The 15,580-nt window shown below is 59.9% G+C and carries 13 protein-coding genes; 11 read left to right on the plus strand and 2 right to left on the minus strand.

Annotated features, from left to right (window positions below):
• Positions 1 to 267: 267 nt before the first annotated feature.
• Positions 268 to 1,182 carry a LysR family transcriptional regulator gene (locus tag AC6CWS_RS16460; RefSeq protein ID WP_032452581.1) on the minus strand — a complete coding sequence of 305 codons (915 nt, stop codon included), beginning with the start codon at positions 1,180 to 1,182 and terminating at the stop codon, positions 268 to 270.
• A 108-nt stretch (positions 1,183 to 1,290) separates the two neighbouring features.
• Here AC6CWS_RS16460 and AC6CWS_RS16465 point away from each other — a divergent pair, with 108 nt between their 5' ends.
• Positions 1,291 to 2,052, plus strand: coding sequence for an SDR family NAD(P)-dependent oxidoreductase (locus tag AC6CWS_RS16465; protein WP_065883034.1), 762 nt, complete (start codon positions 1,291 to 1,293; stop codon positions 2,050 to 2,052).
• Positions 2,053 to 2,195: 143 nt separating this feature from the next.
• On the opposite strand, the gene AC6CWS_RS16470 is transcribed toward AC6CWS_RS16465, so the two are convergent.
• The gene (locus AC6CWS_RS16470) at positions 2,196 to 2,762 is read right to left on the minus strand and encodes a DJ-1/PfpI family protein (RefSeq protein ID WP_023289387.1); all 567 of its coding nucleotides are present in this window, start codon (positions 2,760 to 2,762) and stop codon (positions 2,196 to 2,198) included.
• Between the two features lie 600 nt (positions 2,763 to 3,362).
• Between AC6CWS_RS16470 and tssB the strand changes: the two genes are divergently transcribed.
• The 10 genes from tssB to AC6CWS_RS16520 all read left to right on the plus strand — a co-directional run.
• Positions 3,363 to 3,854: a type VI secretion system contractile sheath small subunit gene (gene tssB / locus AC6CWS_RS16475; protein WP_023289388.1), complete on the plus strand. Its 492-nt coding sequence runs from the start codon at positions 3,363 to 3,365 to the stop codon at positions 3,852 to 3,854.
• A gap of 42 nt (positions 3,855 to 3,896) precedes the next feature.
• Positions 3,897 to 5,441, plus strand: a complete 1,545-nt coding sequence (tssC, locus tag AC6CWS_RS16480; RefSeq protein ID WP_080901669.1) for a type VI secretion system contractile sheath large subunit — start codon at positions 3,897 to 3,899, stop codon at positions 5,439 to 5,441.
• 9 nt (positions 5,442 to 5,450) lie between these two features.
• On the plus strand, positions 5,451 to 6,794 hold the full coding sequence (gene tssK / locus AC6CWS_RS16485) for a type VI secretion system baseplate subunit TssK (protein WP_072420330.1): 1,344 nt from the start codon (positions 5,451 to 5,453) through the stop codon (positions 6,792 to 6,794).
• On the plus strand, positions 6,791 to 7,480 hold the full coding sequence (tssL, locus tag AC6CWS_RS16490) for a type VI secretion system protein TssL, short form (protein ID WP_065882145.1): 690 nt from the start codon (positions 6,791 to 6,793) through the stop codon (positions 7,478 to 7,480). Before tssK ends, tssL begins: the two co-directional genes overlap by 4 nt.
• The gene (locus AC6CWS_RS16495) at positions 7,477 to 9,183 is read left to right on the plus strand and encodes an OmpA family protein (protein ID WP_065882146.1); all 1,707 of its coding nucleotides are present in this window, start codon (positions 7,477 to 7,479) and stop codon (positions 9,181 to 9,183) included. Before tssL ends, AC6CWS_RS16495 begins: the two co-directional genes overlap by 4 nt.
• A 4-nt stretch (positions 9,184 to 9,187) precedes the next feature.
• Complete coding sequence (gene hcp, locus AC6CWS_RS16500; protein WP_023289393.1) at positions 9,188 to 9,679, plus strand: type VI secretion system effector Hcp; 492 nt, start codon at positions 9,188 to 9,190, stop codon at positions 9,677 to 9,679.
• Positions 9,680 to 9,944: 265 nt separating this feature from the next.
• Positions 9,945 to 12,599 (plus strand): type VI secretion system ATPase TssH, encoded by a 2,655-nt coding sequence (gene tssH, locus AC6CWS_RS16505; protein ID WP_065882147.1) that lies wholly within the window; start codon positions 9,945 to 9,947, stop codon positions 12,597 to 12,599.
• A gap of 1 nt (position 12,600) precedes the next feature.
• Positions 12,601 to 14,970 carry a type VI secretion system Vgr family protein gene (locus AC6CWS_RS16510; protein ID WP_074442605.1) on the plus strand — a complete coding sequence of 790 codons (2,370 nt, stop codon included), beginning with the start codon at positions 12,601 to 12,603 and terminating at the stop codon, positions 14,968 to 14,970.
• Positions 14,971 to 14,973: 3 nt separating this feature from the next.
• Positions 14,974 to 15,501: a toxin Tle1 chaperone Tla1 gene (gene tla1 / locus AC6CWS_RS16515; RefSeq protein ID WP_498256420.1), complete on the plus strand. Its 528-nt coding sequence runs from the start codon at positions 14,974 to 14,976 to the stop codon at positions 15,499 to 15,501.
• A 1-nt stretch (position 15,502) separates the two neighbouring features.
• A partial coding sequence (locus tag AC6CWS_RS16520; protein WP_223602338.1) for a hypothetical protein occupies positions 15,503 to 15,580 on the plus strand: 78 nt, incomplete at its 3' end.

Genomic DNA, 15,580 nt, shown 5'->3' on the forward strand with positions numbered 1-15,580 from the left:
AGACAATGGTCGTTTTCAGGGAAATTAACGCGGCTGATTTTTGTTAGTGGTAAGCCGGGTATTGGGTCAGACGGAGGGCTTTTTTAACGAGCCAACAGGGATCTGACAGGGCCTGTTTACAGAAAAAGCAAAATACTAACGGGACTGCTCAAAGGAAGGTGGTATCAGGGATAACGCCTGGAGATGAGAACACGTGCTTCGATAATAATTTTTCGTCTGGTAAATCGACTTAATGATTAACGCACGAGCCGCAAATAATAGCAAACGTTATTTTAGCCTTCCGGATGCCTGCTGCGCCAGGGGCGCCTTCATCAGCGCCGTCACCCAGTCGATAAATACCTGTACCCGGGCAGAGAGCTGCCGGCTGCTGGGATAGAGCAGGGAGAGCGGCAGCGGCGCAGGGCGAAAATCAGCCAGCACCTCCGTTAACCCACCGGATGCCAGATCGGCCTCAAGGCGGGACAAGGGTGCCTGATACAGGCCAAAGCCCAGCCTGGCCGCTTCGGCGCCGACGTCGGCATCGGAAGTCAGCAGGCGACAGGGCAAACTGACCTCGGTCTGGCGGCCATCCAGGGTAAAACTGAGCGGCAAGGTACGGTGCGTGCGCGATGAAACAAAACCGATCGTCACGTGTCCCGCCAGCTCGTCAATCGTATGCGGGGTACCGTACCGGGCGAGGTAGGCCGGGCTGGCGCAGGTGATCTCCTGCAGCATGGCGAGCGGCCGGCAAATCATCTCGCTATCGGGAAGATGGCCGCCGCGAATGACGCAATCTACCCCTTCGCGGACCAGATCGACGTCGCGCTCGCTTTCGCCAATCTGCAAGGTAATGGCCGGATAGCGGGCGAGAAACTGCGGTAGCGCGGGCAGCAGCAGGGTTCGCGCCAGATTGCCCGCCACGTCCACCCGAAGGGTGCCGGAGATGCTCCCTCCGGCGCTGCGGTTGGCCTCCTCCAGGGCCGCCAGGATGGAGACGCAGCGCTGATAATACAGCGACCCCTCCGCCGTCGGCTGCACGTGCCGGGTGGTGCGCTGCAGCAGGCGCGCCCCAAGGCTGGCCTCCAGCGCCTTAATGGCTGCGGTCGCCACCGGCCGGGAAAAACCCAGATCCGCGGCGGCAGCGCTGAACGAACCCCGTTCGACGATACGCACGAACAGGGTCAGGGTATCCAGTTTATCCATGACATTGTTCCAGCTGGCAAAACAATCCTGTCGCACCATGCGGTCTTATCGTCGGCATTCAGAGGCCTATAATCGCTCATGTTTTCAGCAGAGATAAAAGGGGAAAACATGAACAATAGCGCAAAAATCGCCCTGGTGACAGGCGGCAGCCGTGGCCTGGGCCGCGCGACCGTTGAAGCGCTGGCTCCGCGCGGCGTGAATGTGGTATTGACCTACAACGCGCATTTCGCCGAGGCGACCGATGTGGTCGCGTGGGTTGAAGCCCAGGGCTCGCGGGCGATCGCGCTGCCCTTCAGCGCCGGCGAAACCGACACCTTTGACGGGTTTGTCAGCACCTTTCAGGCGGCCCTGGCGGAGCTGGGGGCCGATCGGTTTCATTACCTGGTCAATAATGCCGGCAATGCCAGCGGCATGGGGTTTCTGAACGCTACCGAAGCGGAGCTCGATGCGCTTTATCGCATCCATGTGAAGGGTGTTTTTTTCCTTAGCCAAAAATTATTGCCGCTGCTGGCCGATGGCGGGCGAATTGTGAATATCTCGTCCGGACTGACCCGTATCGTGATGGCGAATCGGGCGCCCTATGCAGTCATGAAGTCTGCGGTGGAAACCCTGACCCGTTATATGGCGTTTGAGCTGGGCGGCCGCGGGATCACGGTGAACTGCGTGGCGCCGGGCGCCATCGCCACGGATTTCAGCGGCGGGGTGGTGCGGGATAACCCGCAGGTCGCTCAGGCGGTGGCGAACATGACGGCGCTTGGCCGACCGGGGGTGCCAGAGGATATCGGGCCGATGATCGCCTCGCTGTTATCCGATGATCATCGCTGGGTTAATGCCCAGCGCATTGAAGTTTCCGGGGGAATGCGCATCTGAGGCGAGGAGACAATCCGGCCAGCGTTTCGCTGAGCTGAATCAGGTTTGGCGGCAGCGGAAACGGCCGTTCGAAAACCGCCGGGCCGGTAACAAAGAGAGCGCCAGCGCGGCGATAGTCCGTTCACTTAGTCAGAGAAAATGCGTTACTCCGCCAGCAGGGCGGCGAATTTCGCCAGCCACTGCGGGTGCGCCGGCCAGGCGGGGGCGGTGACCAGATTGCCGTCAACATGCGCCTGATCGATACCGATATCGGCATAATGCCCGCCGCTCAGGCGCACCTCCGGGGCGCAGGCCGGATAGGCGCTGCAGGTCCGCCCCTGCAGAATCCCGGCGGCGGCCAGCAGCTGTGGCCCGTGGCAGACGGCGGCGATAGGTTTACGCGCGGCGTCGAACGCCTGGACCAGTTTAATGACCTGTTCGTTCAGACGCAGATACTCTGGCGCGCGTCCGCCGGGGATCAGTAGCGCGTCGTAATCCTCGGCCTTCACCGCGGCAAAATCGGCGTTCAGGGTGAAGCGGTGCCCCGGCTTTTCGCTGTAGGTCTGGGCTCCGTCAAAATCATGGATCGCCGTCATCACATAGTCGCCGGCGGCTTTATCCGGGCAGACGGCATCGACCTGGTGGCCAATCATCTGCAGTGCCTGAAAAGGGACCATCGTTTCGTAATCTTCGGCGTAATCGCCGACCAGCATCAGGATCTTCTTGCTCATTATTTTTACTCGTTGTGGGAGAAAGGTGTCATAGATATAGCCTGGCGATCCGCAGAATGCGACCTCCTCAGGAGGCCGATGACGGTGGCGTGCGCATCTTGTAACCGGGTTCATATTTTTTTGGTAACGACAACTTTTTTCGCCATCGCGCTGTGGTCAGTCGCCCAGAAAAATAGGCTCTTCAGCCACTGACGACTGTCTGCGGAGGAACATATCGCTGGGTCCGCGGTCATTCCTCGTCACGTTCGCTGACCGGTTAGCGCAAACCAGTTGCTGGGAAAAAGGTTGCTCTTGAATGTTTTGCCGCGCGGGTGACGATAAATTGCGTTGCGAGGGGATGATTTAATTCCAGGTGCTGTTATCGCTATGTTTATTCTTATATTTTTCTTTGGTGCGTAATTTATTTTGATTATTGTTTTAGGTTTTGTATTTATTTATTAAATATTTATCCTGGCGCTAAGAAAAAATAAAATCATTCACCTTGTGAGTATATTCAATAAATCTTCTTGTTAAGTTGATCGATAATCTGTTTTTGTTTTATTATCCTCTGGCTTTTACCGTCAACTCTTCAATAATTATTCCCTGAGGAAAGGAACTGCTATGGCTGATACGTTCCAGAATGAAGTGCCTAAGGCTCGCATTAATCTCAAATTATCTCTCCACACCGGCGGCGTGCAAAAAAAGGTTGAGCTGCCATTAAAGCTACTTACCATTGGTGATTTTAGTCACGGTAAAGAAAACCGGCCATTATCGGAAAGAGAAAAAATTAACGTCAATAAAAATAACTTTAACAGCGTACTTTCGGAATTTAGCCCGGAGGTGAATCTCTCGGTGCCGAATACGCTGGCTGGCAATGGCGAAGAGGAGAACGTCAGGCTGCGTTTTACCGATATCAACGATTTTGAACCGGAGCAGATTGCCCGGCAAATTCCACAACTCCGCGCCATGCTGGCGATGCGTAATTTATTACGCGATCTCAAATCCAATCTGCTTGATAACGCCACTTTCAGAAAAGAGCTCGAGGCAATTCTGAAAGATCCGGCGCTGTCACAGGAATTACGCGACGAAATGAGTGCGCTTGCTCCGAAATAATGGCGGGGCAAGTCTGTTAATGGAATAACCGGGAAAATGCTAATGTCTGTTACCACAGAAAACAGCCCTGTTCAGGGGCAAACCGCGCTGCAGGAAAACACGGCGAGCGAGGGCGTTTACGCGTCGCTGTTTGAAAAAATCAATCTCGCCCCGGCCGCTCGCCTCGGGGACATCAACGACTTTCTGGACGATGCCGCGCTCTCCGAGGCGCCGGCGGCGGAGCGTCTGACCGCGGCGATGCAGGTGTTTATGGAGCGCATCCGCCAGTCCGGCCAGCGGGTGGAAAAGCTCGATAAAACGCTGATTGACCACCATATCGCTGAACTGGATTTCCAGATAAGCCGCCAGCTGGACGCAGTGATGCACCATCCGGAGTTTCAGCAGGTCGAATCCCTGTGGCGCGGCCTCAAACAGCTGGTGGACAACACCGACTACCGCCAGAACGTGAAAACGGAGATCCTCGACGTCTCGAAGGACGATCTGCGTCAGGACTTTGAGGATTCGCCGGAGCTGATTCAGAGCGGCCTTTACTGGCACACCTACACCGCGGAGTACGACACCCCCGGCGGCGAGCCGATCGGCTCGCTGATCTCGGCCTATGAGTTCGATGCCAGCGCGCAGGACGTGGCGCTGTTGCGCAATATCTCCCGGGTTTCCGCTGCCGCCCACATGCCGTTTATCGGCGCCGTCGGCCCGGCTTTCTTCCTGAAAGAGACCATGGAAGAGGTCGCCGCCATCAAAGATATCGGTAACTACTTCGAACGTGCGGAATATATTCGCTGGAAAGCGTTTCGGGAAACCGACGACGCCCGCTACATCGGCCTGGTGATGCCGCGCGTGCTGGGTCGTCTGCCGTATGGTCCGGACACCGTGCCGGTGCGCAGCTTCAACTATGTCGAGCAGGTGAAGGGGCCGGACCACGAAAAGTATCTCTGGACCAGCGCGGCGTTCTCTTTCGCTTCCAATATGGTGAAGAGCTTTGTCAATAACGGCTGGTGCGTGCAGATCCGCGGCCCGCAGGCCGGCGGCGCGGTGAAAGATCTGCCCATCCATCTGTACGATCTGGGCACCGGCAATCAGGTGAAGATCCCTTCCGAGGTGATGATCCCGGAAACACGGGAGTTTGAATTCGCCAGCCTGGGCTTCATTCCACTGTCGTACTACAAAAATCGCGATTACGCCTGCTTCTTCTCGGCCAACTCCGCGCAAAAACCGGCGCTGTACGATACCGCCGACGCTACCGCCAACAGCCGCATCAACGCGCGTCTGCCTTATATCTTCCTGCTGTCGCGCATCGCGCACTACCTGAAGATGATCCAGCGCGAGAATATCGGCACCACCAAGGACCGGCGTCTGCTGGAGCTGGAGCTGAACACCTGGGTGCGGAGCCTGGTCACTGAAATGACCGATCCGGGCGACGAGCTGCAGGCCTCCCATCCGCTGCGCGATGCCAGCGTGGTGGTGGAAGATATCGAGGACAACCCGGGCTTCTTCCGCGTGAAGCTGTACGCCGTGCCGCACTTCCAGGTCGAGGGGCTGGACGTCAATCTGTCGCTGGTCAGCCAGATGCCGAAGGCGAAGGCGTAGGGTCGGACGATGATGAAAACCGAACGTCCGTTATGGGGCCGGGGCATTATGGTGTCGCCCCAGCATTTTCAACAGCAGGCTGCGTATGCCGCCTGGGCTGCGGAAGCGATTGCCCGGATGGGCCTCAACCACCCCTGGGGAGTGGTTGAGGCGACCTTCGAACCAGAGATGCTCAAACTGGGACGCCTGCAGGCTCACAGGCTGCAGGTCCGGTTCCAGGATGGCACGATGATTGATACGGACAATGCCGATGCGCTGCCGCCGGCTTTGTCGCTGGAGGGCGAATCCCGCACGGGAGTGGTGATGCTGGCGCTGCCTCTGATGAAGGCCAATGGCGGCAACTGCCTGAAGCCTGACGATGTGGCCGACAGGCCGGTGCGCTTCCGGCAGCGCTGGCGCGATGTCCGCAACCAGTTCGGGGATGATACCCGGCAGATTGCCGTCATGCAGCCGGAGCTGTCGCTCCGTTTCGCCCATCAGGATAACAGCGATTACCTGACCTGTCCGGTGGTACGCCTGCTGCGGGATTCGCAGGGGGCCTGGCTCATCGACGAGACGTTTCTCCCGCCGCTGCTGCAGATTCAGGGCAGCCGCTGGCTGGCGACGCAGCTTGAACTGCTGCTTACTCAGCTCCGGGCTCGTCTGACGCGCCTGATGGCCATGCGTCGCGAGAGCAATGAACGGATGGCTGATTTTGCCGTGGCCGATGTCTCTCTGTTCTGGTTGCTGAACGCGCTGAACAGCGCTGAGCCGGTGCTGGGTTATTTTCTGCGTTACCGGCAAAGCCCGCCGGAACGCCTCTATCCGGAGCTGGCGCGCCTGGCTGGCAGCCTGCTGACCTTTTCGCTGACCCATCAGGCGAATGCCGTCCCGATCTATCAACATGACCAGCTGAACGCGGTTTTTCCGCCGCTGTTTGATTTACTCAGCGACCTGCTGGAGGCGAGCCTGCCGTCGCGGGTGGTAGCGATTGCCCTGGAGCATGATGCCCGGCTGCACTTCTGGCAGGCGCGTCTGCACGATGCCCGGCTGCGGGAAGGGGCGGATTACTATCTGTCGGTTCGTTCGTCGGTACCGGTCGCCCAGCTGCAGGAACAGTTTCCGCGGCAGTGCAAAGTGGGCAGTCCGGATCATGTCAAAGCCATCGTCAACTCCTCGCGGACAGGGGTGCCCCTGACGCCATTGCGTCATGTGCCGGCGGCGATCCCGCTGCGTCTGGAAAACCAGTATTTCAGCCTCGATGTGTCCCATCCTCTGGCGACGGAAATGCTGCAGAGCGGTACCTGTATGTTCTACGTCCCGGGGATGCTCGGCGAGCCTGAACTTGAACTTTTTGCGGTGCTACGAACGTGAATGAACGTCAACGCGGCAACGCCGCGTCCATTGATATTGATGCGCTGCTGCAAAACACCTGGCTGCAGGTTATCAGCCTGCGCCATGGCCCGCAGTTCCGCGATGAGGAGGGGTACACGCTTTGGCAGCGCTGTATTGCTGATGTCGAGCGCGTGCAAACTGAGCTGAAGGCGAGCGGGCTTGATGACGTCAGCTGTCAGCATATTCTCACCGCCCAGTGCGCGCTGCTCGATGAAGTCGTGAAAGGGCGCGGCGTGGAGGATGATGCCTGCCTGCAGTGGTATGACATTCCGCTGCAGGGGCATTTTCTCGGCACCATGGACGCCGGCGACACCCTGTGCGAGCGGATGCGCGAGGTTCTGCATGATCCGACGCCCGACCTGGCTGTGGTCACCTGTTTTCAGCGGGTGATGCAGCTGGGTTTTGTTGGCAGCTTTCGCTCCCTCAACGACCCGGAGCGCCTGAAGCTGGTCAACGCGCTCAGTGAACATGTCCCGCCTTTCCGTTGTCCGCAGGGCGCTCCGGTGCTGATAGAGAGCCGCGCCGGACTGGGGATAAGCGGCTGGTTGGCCTCCTGGCCGGTACGTGCAGGGCTGAGCGTGGCGGTGATCGTGGCTCTGTGGTGGGGATTGAACCACTGGCTCGATCATCTGCTGCTGACCCTGCTGCCGGGGGAGGGGAAATGAGCCCCGCCCAGCAGCGCGGGCTGGCGCTGTGGGCAGGTTTGCTGAGCGCGCTGGTGTGCCTGCTATTTTTGCCGGTTCCTCGCTGGGGGGCGTGGCTCATTCTGCTGGTCACGCTGGCCCTGATTATCGCGATCTTGCGTATTGCCCGTCGTGGTGCCGAACGTCAGGTCACGTCAACCCTGCACGAACTTCCGGCGATCGCTTATCGCCAGCCGGTAGTCCTCGTTTGCGGCGATCTGCCGTGTGTCTGGCCGCAGCCGTCCCCGGTGCGGGTCGTCAAACAGGGCTGCTGGATCCGGGTGGAAAAGACGGAGGAGCTGCCGCAGGTTGCGCGCCAGATATTAAGCCAGCGACCGGAGTGGGGGTCTCAGCTGTCGGTGCTGCTCTGCGTCTGCCCGCAGCGGCACGCGCAAAGCGACGCGCTGACCAGCGCCCTGCTGGCCCTGCGCTGGCAAATCAGCCAGCTGCGTCAGCAGACGGGGTATGCCGTACCGCTGGCGCTGCAGGGGCAGGTGGGCAGCGCGATGAGCCCTAGTCTGCTCTGGCAGGCGGCGATCCCGGGTGAGGCGGTGAAAGTCTGGCAGCCCTCCTGCTCCCCCTGTTCTGTGTCGACCTGGTTGAGCGTCGGCGGTGCGGCGGCGCTGCAGCAGCAGGTATTAATGAACAGCCTGATGGGCTGGTTCGCACGGCACGTCCTTGCCGTGTTAACGGAGAAGAATGCCGACCTGCCACCCCTGACCCCAGCGGCCGTACTTTGGGGGATCGGACCCACCCATGCCGGGAGCCTGGCGTCGTCGGCATGGACGAGGTGGTTATCCCGGCATACCGGCCTGACGCGGGTAGCTGGCTGGCAGCCAGGCGAGACCGACACCCCGGATGCGTCATCCTTGCCGGATTTCATCCTGTCGCAGTTACCGGCGGGACGGGGGCTCACGCCATGGGGCAGGGCCGGGCGCGCGGCGCTCGCTATTTTCACTCTTGCGGCTGTCGCCGCGCTGCTCAGCAGTGGCTGGAACAATCGACAACTGCTGCAGCGCGTGGGCGTTGATATTGCCCGTTATGAGCGGATCGCGATGAATGATTATGGGGCAAAAGCCAGCGCCGTTAGGGTGCTGCGTGAAGATGCCGCGCTGCTGGATAGCTGGGCGCGTAACGGCGTCCCGCTGCGCCTGAGTCTTGGCTTATATCGCGGGGAGCGGATTCGCCTGCCGTTGCTGGAGGCTATTCGCCGCTACGTGCCGCCGCCACCGCCCCCCAGGCCGGTGCAGCGCGTCGCGCAGCACGTCATCCGCCTTGACAGCATGTCGCTGTTCGATACCGGGAAATGGGTACTGAAACCCGGTTCGACAAAGCGGCTTGTCCACTCGCTGGTGGACATTAAGGCCAGGCCCGGGTGGCTGATCGTGGTGGCGGGCCACACCGACAGCGTCGGTGAGGAAAAAGCCAACCAGTTATTGTCGCTGAAACGCGCGGAATCGGTCCGCGACTGGATGCGCGATACCGGCGACGTGCCGGACAGCTGCTTTGCCGTTCAGGGCTATGGCGAAAGCCGCCCAATTGCAACAAACGACACGCCGGAAGGCCGGGCGCTGAACCGACGTGTCGAAATCAGTCTGGTGCCGCAGGTCGACGCCTGCCGGTTACCGGACAAACCCTCTGCGTCATCCCAGGATGATGGCGCTTCACTACACAATGGAGAGTAATTCCATGGCAATTCCTGTTTATCTTTGGCTGAAAGACGACGGCGGCGCGGACATTAAAGGGTCTGTCGACGTTCAGGATCGTGAAGGCAGTATCGAAGTGGTGGCCCAGGAGCATAACCTGTACATCCCGACCGATAACAACACCGGCAAACTGACCGGCACGCGGATCCATACGCCTTTCCTGTTCACCAAGGAGATCGACTCCTCCAGCCCCTACCTCTACAAGGCGGTGACCACCGGTCAGACCCTGAAATCCGCCGAGTTCAAGTGGTATCGGATCAACGATGCTGGCCAGGAAGTGGAGTATTTCAACACCACGCTTGAGAACGTCAAGGTGGTGAAAGTGAATCCCCTGATGCACGACATCAAAGACCCTGCCTACGAGAAGCACAACCATCTGGAACAGATCGAGCTGCGCTACGAGAAGATCATCTGGACCTATAAAGACGGCAACATCATTCATTCCGATAGCTGGAACGAACGCGCTACCGCGTAATTGCCCGTCATTCTTCGCGCCGGAGGTGCGTTGGCGGCGTTCGCTCACCCCGGTCGCATCGTTTTCTATGCGACCGGGGAGTAAGGAGGGCCATCGCCTGATGCGGACAGCGTTTCTCTGTCCGCCGTTTTTTGCTGAATGCCTGAGATGCGGGTACTCAGCAAAGAAAAACACAATCTGCCTGCCTGACCCTGTGCGCTATGGGTTCCTGTTGGGGAACAGCGACGGGCGGTAGCGTGTCCGGAACCAATAAAGAGAGGATCTCATGGAAAATCCAGCCAGCCTGTTACGCCGTCTTAATCCCTGCTGTGCCCGCGCGATGGAGGGGGCGGCCTCGCTGTGCCAGTCCCGGGCGCACGCTGAGATCCTGCCCGAGCACTGGCTGCTCAAGCTGCTGGAACAGGGGGAAGGCGATCTGACGGTGCTGGCGCGGCGCTACGAATGGGATATGGATGCGCTATGGCAGGATCTGCTTAGCTGGCTGGATAAACAGCCGCGCTCGGTACGTCATCGTCCTCAGCTATCTGGCGCTATCCTGAAGCTGATGCAGGAGGCCTGGCTGATTGCCTCGCTCAGCGGCGAAGCGCAGATCCGCAGTGTTCACCTGTTGATGGCGCTGGTAGCAAAACAGAATCTGATCCAGTGCGATGGCCTGTGGCCGCTGTTAACCCTGGGCCAGAGCCAGCTGGAACGCCTGCGCCCCCTGCTGGATACCCAGTCCGACGAACGTCCGCAAGCGCAGCAGGAGGCGGCGCTGGCGCAGCGTCATGGCGGGGACGTGGAGTTTGTGGGGCGTCCTGCGGACGGGGTACCGAACGCGGATGGGCCCAACCCGGCGCTGCAGAACGCCCTCGACAAATTTACTCTCGACGTCACTGCCAAAGCCAGAGACGGGCAGATTGACCCGGTGTTCGGACGTGATACGGAAATCCGCCAGATGGTGGATATTCTCTCCCGGCGTCGTAAAAACAACCCGATCCTCGTCGGTGAACCGGGCGTGGGCAAGACCGCCCTGGTGGAAGGCCTGGCGCTGCGCATTGCCGAAGGCAACGTCCCCGACGCGCTGAAGCCGGTGTCGGTGCGCACCCTCGACCTCGGATTGCTGCAGGCCGGCGCCGGGGTCAAAGGCGAGTTCGAGCAGCGGCTGAAAAATATCATTGAGGCGGTGCAGCAGTCGCCTGGGCCGGTGCTGCTGTTTATCGACGAGGCGCACACGATTATCGGCGCGGGCAATCAGGCCGGCGGGGCGGATGCCGCCAACCTGTTGAAGCCGGCGCTGGCCCGGGGGGAACTACGGACCATCGCCGCCACCACCTGGCATGAATACAAGCAGTACTTCGAGCGCGATGCCGCGCTGGAGCGCCGCTTTCAGATGGTCAAGGTGGATGAGCCGGACGACGACACCGCCTGCCTGATGCTGCGCGGCCTGAAGCCCCGGTATGCCCACCACCACGGGGTGCATATCACGGATGACGCGGTGCGTGCCGCCGTGACGCTGTCACGACGCTATCTCACCGGCCGCCAGCTGCCGGACAAGGCGGTGGATTTACTCGACACCGCCTCCGCCCGCCTGCGCATGAGCCTTGATACCGTGCCAGAGCCGCTGACCCGCCTGAAGGCGCAGCTCACCGCGCTGGCGATGGAGAAGCAGGCGCTGCTGGAGGATATCGCGCTGGGCAACAGCGCCCACGGCGAACGGCTGGCGCTCATTGAGCAGGAGGAGAACCGCTTTATCCTGGCGCTGGATACCCTCGAAACCCAATATGGTCAGGAGCTGCAGCTAACGGAGGCACTGCGGGCATGTCGTCGCGATATCTCCCGCCAGGGGGAAATCAACGACCTGCAAAACGCGCTTACTGCCGCCCAGCACGGCAATCCGCTACTCGGGCTGGACGTCGACGTCCGCACCGTGGCGACGGTGATTGCCGACTGGACCGGCGTGCCGCTCTCCTCGCTAATGAAGGATGAGCAGACGGAGCTGCTGAGCCTGGAAGAGAGCCTCGGCAAACGGGTGGTTGGCCAGGAGGCGGCCCTGAGCGCTATTGCCCGGCGCCTGCGCGCCGCGAAAACCGGCCTGACGCCGGAGAACGGTCCGCAGGGGGTGTTCCTGCTGGTCGGGCCGAGCGGCACCGGCAAAACGGAAACGGCGCTCGCCCTCGCCGATGCGCTGTTCGGCGGCGAGAAAGCGCTGATCACCATCAATCTCTCCGAGTACCAGGAACCGCACACCGTCAGCCAGCTGAAGGGTTCTCCGCCGGGCTACGTCGGCTACGGCCAGGGCGGGATCCTGACCGAGGCGGTGCGCAAACGCCCCTACAGCGTGGTGCTGCTCGATGAGGTGGAGAAGGCCCATCGCGATGTGATGAACCTGTTCTACCAGGTCTTCGACCGGGGGGTAATGCGCGACGGCGAGGGGCGTGAAATCGACTTCCGCAACACCGTGATCCTGATGACCGCCAACCTTGGCAGTGACCTGCTAATGCAGCTGCTGGATGAACAGCCTGAAGCCAGCGAATCAGACCTGCACGAGCTGCTGCGCCCGGTGCTGCGCGGCCACTTCCAGCCGGCGCTGCTGGCCCGCTTCCAGACGGTGATTTACCGTCCGCTGCCGGCGGCAGCGCTGCGCGCCATTGTCGGCATGAAGCTCGGGCAGGTGAGTCAGCGTCTGGCTTGCCATTACGGGATGACCGCCACCCTCAGCGAGAGCCTGTTCGACGCGCTGACCGAGGCCTGCCTGCTGCCGGACACCGGCGCCCGCAACGTCGACATTCTGCTCAATCAGCAGATCCTGCCGGCGCTGAGTCAGCAGCTATTGAGCCATATGGCGGCGGGGCATAAACCGAACCATGTGACGCTGGGGTATCACGAAGAAGAAGGCATCGTGATGGCGTTTGACGAGGGGGCAATCGCCGATGAGTAGCGTGAAATCGTTGTTGTTCAGCCACAACCACCATCTGCTTTCGGTGAAGGGATGTGAAGCCGGGCTTGATGTGCTGGCGTTTGAGGGCGATGAAGCCCTGAGCCAGCCGTTCCGCTATCGTATCGAATTCACCAGCGCAGACCATGCCATCAGCAAAGAGATGATGCTGATGAAGGCAGCCTCCCTGACGCTGCAGGCGCCGGTGGCTCAGGGCTTCGGCATCAATGTTCAGCAACCCGTGCGGGTGATCCAGGGCGTGGTGACGGGGTTCGAACGGCTCGGCACCTCCAGGGATGAAACGCACTACGCGCTGACCCTCCAGCCGCGCCTGGCGCTGCTTAACCGCTCGCACCAGAACGCCATTTATCAGGACCAGTCCGTTCCGCAGATTGTGGAAAAAATCCTCCGCGAGCGCCACGGCCTGCGCGGTCAGGATTTTCTGTTCTCGCTGACAAAAACGTATCCGCGCCGCGAGCAGGTGATGCAGTACGGTGAGGATGACCTGCGCTTTATCACCCGGCTGCTGGGTGAGGTGGGGATCTGGTTTCGCTTTACCGCCGATACGCGGCTGCACATCGACGTCGCGGAGTTCTGCGACAGTCAGCAGGGCTATGAGAAGGGGCTGACGTTGCCTTCGGTCCCGCCATCCGGGCAGCAGTCGGCGGGGGTGGACGCGGTGTGGGAGATGGCATGCCGCCACCGCGTCGTGGAGCAGCAGGTCAGTACCCGCGACTACAACTACCGCGAGGCGACGGCTGACATGAACGCGCAGGTGGATGTCACCCGCGGGGAGACGACTACCTTTGGTGAGGCTTACCACTGGGGAGATAACTACCTGACCGCCGGGAATGTCCATGACCGCCATCCGGCGCCGGAGACCGGGGCGTTTTACGCCCGGCTTCGCCATGAGCGTTATCTGAACGGCCAGACCCGGATGCAGGGCACCACCAGCTGCCCGACGCTCTGCCCGGGTCAGGTGCTGAAGGTGACCGGCGGAGAGGAGGTGGCTGGAGAGTTTGCTGATGGCGTGCTTATCACGGCGATGCACAGCCACGCCTGGCGCGATGCCGACTTTGCGGTGGAGTTTGCCGGCATACCGGACAGCCCGGACGTCGGCTACCGGCCCGAGCCCGGCGCGCGCCCGGTGATGGCCGGGACGCTGCCGGCCCGCGTAACCAGTACCCGGGAAAACGACACCTACGGGCATATCGACAAACACGGGCGCTACCGGGTGAATATGCTGTTTGACCGGGCGCGCTGGGAAACCGGGTTCGAGAGCCTGTGGGTCCGCCAGTCGCGGCCGTATGCCGGAGACACTTACGGCCTGCACCTGCCGCTGCTGGCGGGGACGGAGGTGGCGATTGGCTTTGAGGACGGTAACCCGGACCGGCCGTATATCGCGGGCGTGCTCCACGATTCGGCGCACGGCGATCACGTCACCATCCGCAATGACAAACGTAACGTCCTGCGCACCCCGGCCAACAACAAAATCCGCCTCGACGATGAGCGTGGGAAAGAGCATATCAAGGTGTCGACGGAGTATGGCGGCAAGAGCCAGCTGAATCTGGGGCACTTGGTGAACAGCGACAGGCAGCCGCGCGGCGAAGGCTTTGAGTTGAGAACCGACAGCTGGGGTGCCATCCGGGCGCAGAAGGGTATTTTTATCAGCGCGGACGGACAGGCGCAGGCCCAGGGGCAGGCGCTGGATATGGAGCCGGCGGTCAGTTTGTTGAAAGGCGCGCTGAATCAGATAACCGAATGGGGCAGTATTGCCCAGGTTCATCATAATTATTCACCGGACGCAGATTCACTGAGAGAGTTTGTTAACGGTGCCAGTAACCTGAAAGAAGCGGCTTTATTGATGGCTGCTCCCAGAGGGGTTGCTTCTGTTACCCCTGATATTGCGCTAATGCACAGTGGTAAAGGCCTCTACCTGCAAAGTCTGGGAGAGGTCAATATTGCAACCGCGCAGCGCCACTCAGTAAACGCCAGTAAAGCGATTTCGCTACTTTCACAACAGGAAGGGATCCGGCTGGTCTCGGCGAAAGGACCACTTGAAGTAGAATCACACGCTGACACACTCTCCCTTACGTCACTGAAAGACGTCACGGTTCAGTCAACACAAGGTCACCTGCAGCTAACGGCAAAAAACGGGATCACTATTGCATGTGGCGGCGCTTACATCCAGTTGACACCTCAGGGAGAAATTAAGGTTCATGGCCCTGGACTGTTAAGCCTTAAAGGGCAGCACAACATGGAAGGACCTGCGAGCCAGGATTTCCCGTTGCCTGAACTACCATCATCGGTCTGCAAAGATTGTCTGAAACGGGCACAGGAAATCGCTCAGGGTTTTGTTCCAAGGGAGATGTAAAAGATGGATTTCGTTTCTCCGTGGATGGACAAAATCAGAACAACCTGCCAGCGTGCCGAGATAGACCATGTTGATGTGATAATCGATCAGTGTGCTGTTAATTTCTCTGTCCTGCCCGCACTTACTACTTTCAGTAACCCTATGATGTGGCAGTCGCTATATCAAGGGTTACCTGAGGATATGTATCCTGAGGATGCGCCTGTGCTGGTTCGGGTGGATCTATCGGACGCTGAACATGTTCAGTGGCTACATAACCTTGCAGCAGAAATGATGGAATCGGCTCCCCTGCTGATATGCGGTTCTTGCTGGTCGTTTGAACAGCTTGCTGATTGGCTCAGGGATTGTGTTGATGCGCAACATGAAGGTCGGGAGGGGATTTTCCGTTTCTGGGATACCCGTATTTTTCCTTTCTTGTTCAGCCACATTCTTGATGCTGAGCAGCAAAAGCAACTGCTGATACCGGTCTTATTCTGGACATGGCTCGATTGTGACTATCAGTCGGCTTTGTTGAATAAATCGAACTTTTGCTAAGTTGAAGGATCAGATCACGCATCTTCCCGACAACGCAGACCGTTCCGTGGCAAAGCAAAAGTTCAAAATCACCAACTGG

It is taken from the genome of Klebsiella sp. M041 (assembly GCF_059759695.1).

Excerpts from the sequence above, each read along its gene's own strand:
- AC6CWS_RS16495 (WP_065882146.1), top strand. The coding sequence starts at position 7,477 with ATGAGCCCCGCCCAGCAGCGCGGGCTGGCGCTGTGGGCAGGTTTGCTG.
- tssK (WP_072420330.1), top strand. The coding sequence starts at position 5,451 with ATGATGAAAACCGAACGTCCGTTATGGGGCCGGGGCATTATGGTGTCG.
- tla1 (WP_498256420.1), top strand. The coding sequence starts at position 14,974 with ATGGATTTCGTTTCTCCGTGGATGGACAAAATCAGAACAACCTGCCAG.
- tssC (WP_080901669.1), top strand. The coding sequence starts at position 3,897 with ATGTCTGTTACCACAGAAAACAGCCCTGTTCAGGGGCAAACCGCGCTG.
- AC6CWS_RS16470 (WP_023289387.1), bottom strand. The coding sequence starts at position 2,762 with ATGAGCAAGAAGATCCTGATGCTGGTCGGCGATTACGCCGAAGATTAC.
- hcp (WP_023289393.1), top strand. The coding sequence starts at position 9,188 with ATGGCAATTCCTGTTTATCTTTGGCTGAAAGACGACGGCGGCGCGGAC.
- AC6CWS_RS16465 (WP_065883034.1), top strand. The coding sequence starts at position 1,291 with ATGAACAATAGCGCAAAAATCGCCCTGGTGACAGGCGGCAGCCGTGGC.
- AC6CWS_RS16460 (WP_032452581.1), bottom strand. The coding sequence starts at position 1,182 with ATGGATAAACTGGATACCCTGACCCTGTTCGTGCGTATCGTCGAACGG.
- tssB (WP_023289388.1), top strand. The coding sequence starts at position 3,363 with ATGGCTGATACGTTCCAGAATGAAGTGCCTAAGGCTCGCATTAATCTC.
- tssH (WP_065882147.1), top strand. The coding sequence starts at position 9,945 with ATGGAAAATCCAGCCAGCCTGTTACGCCGTCTTAATCCCTGCTGTGCC.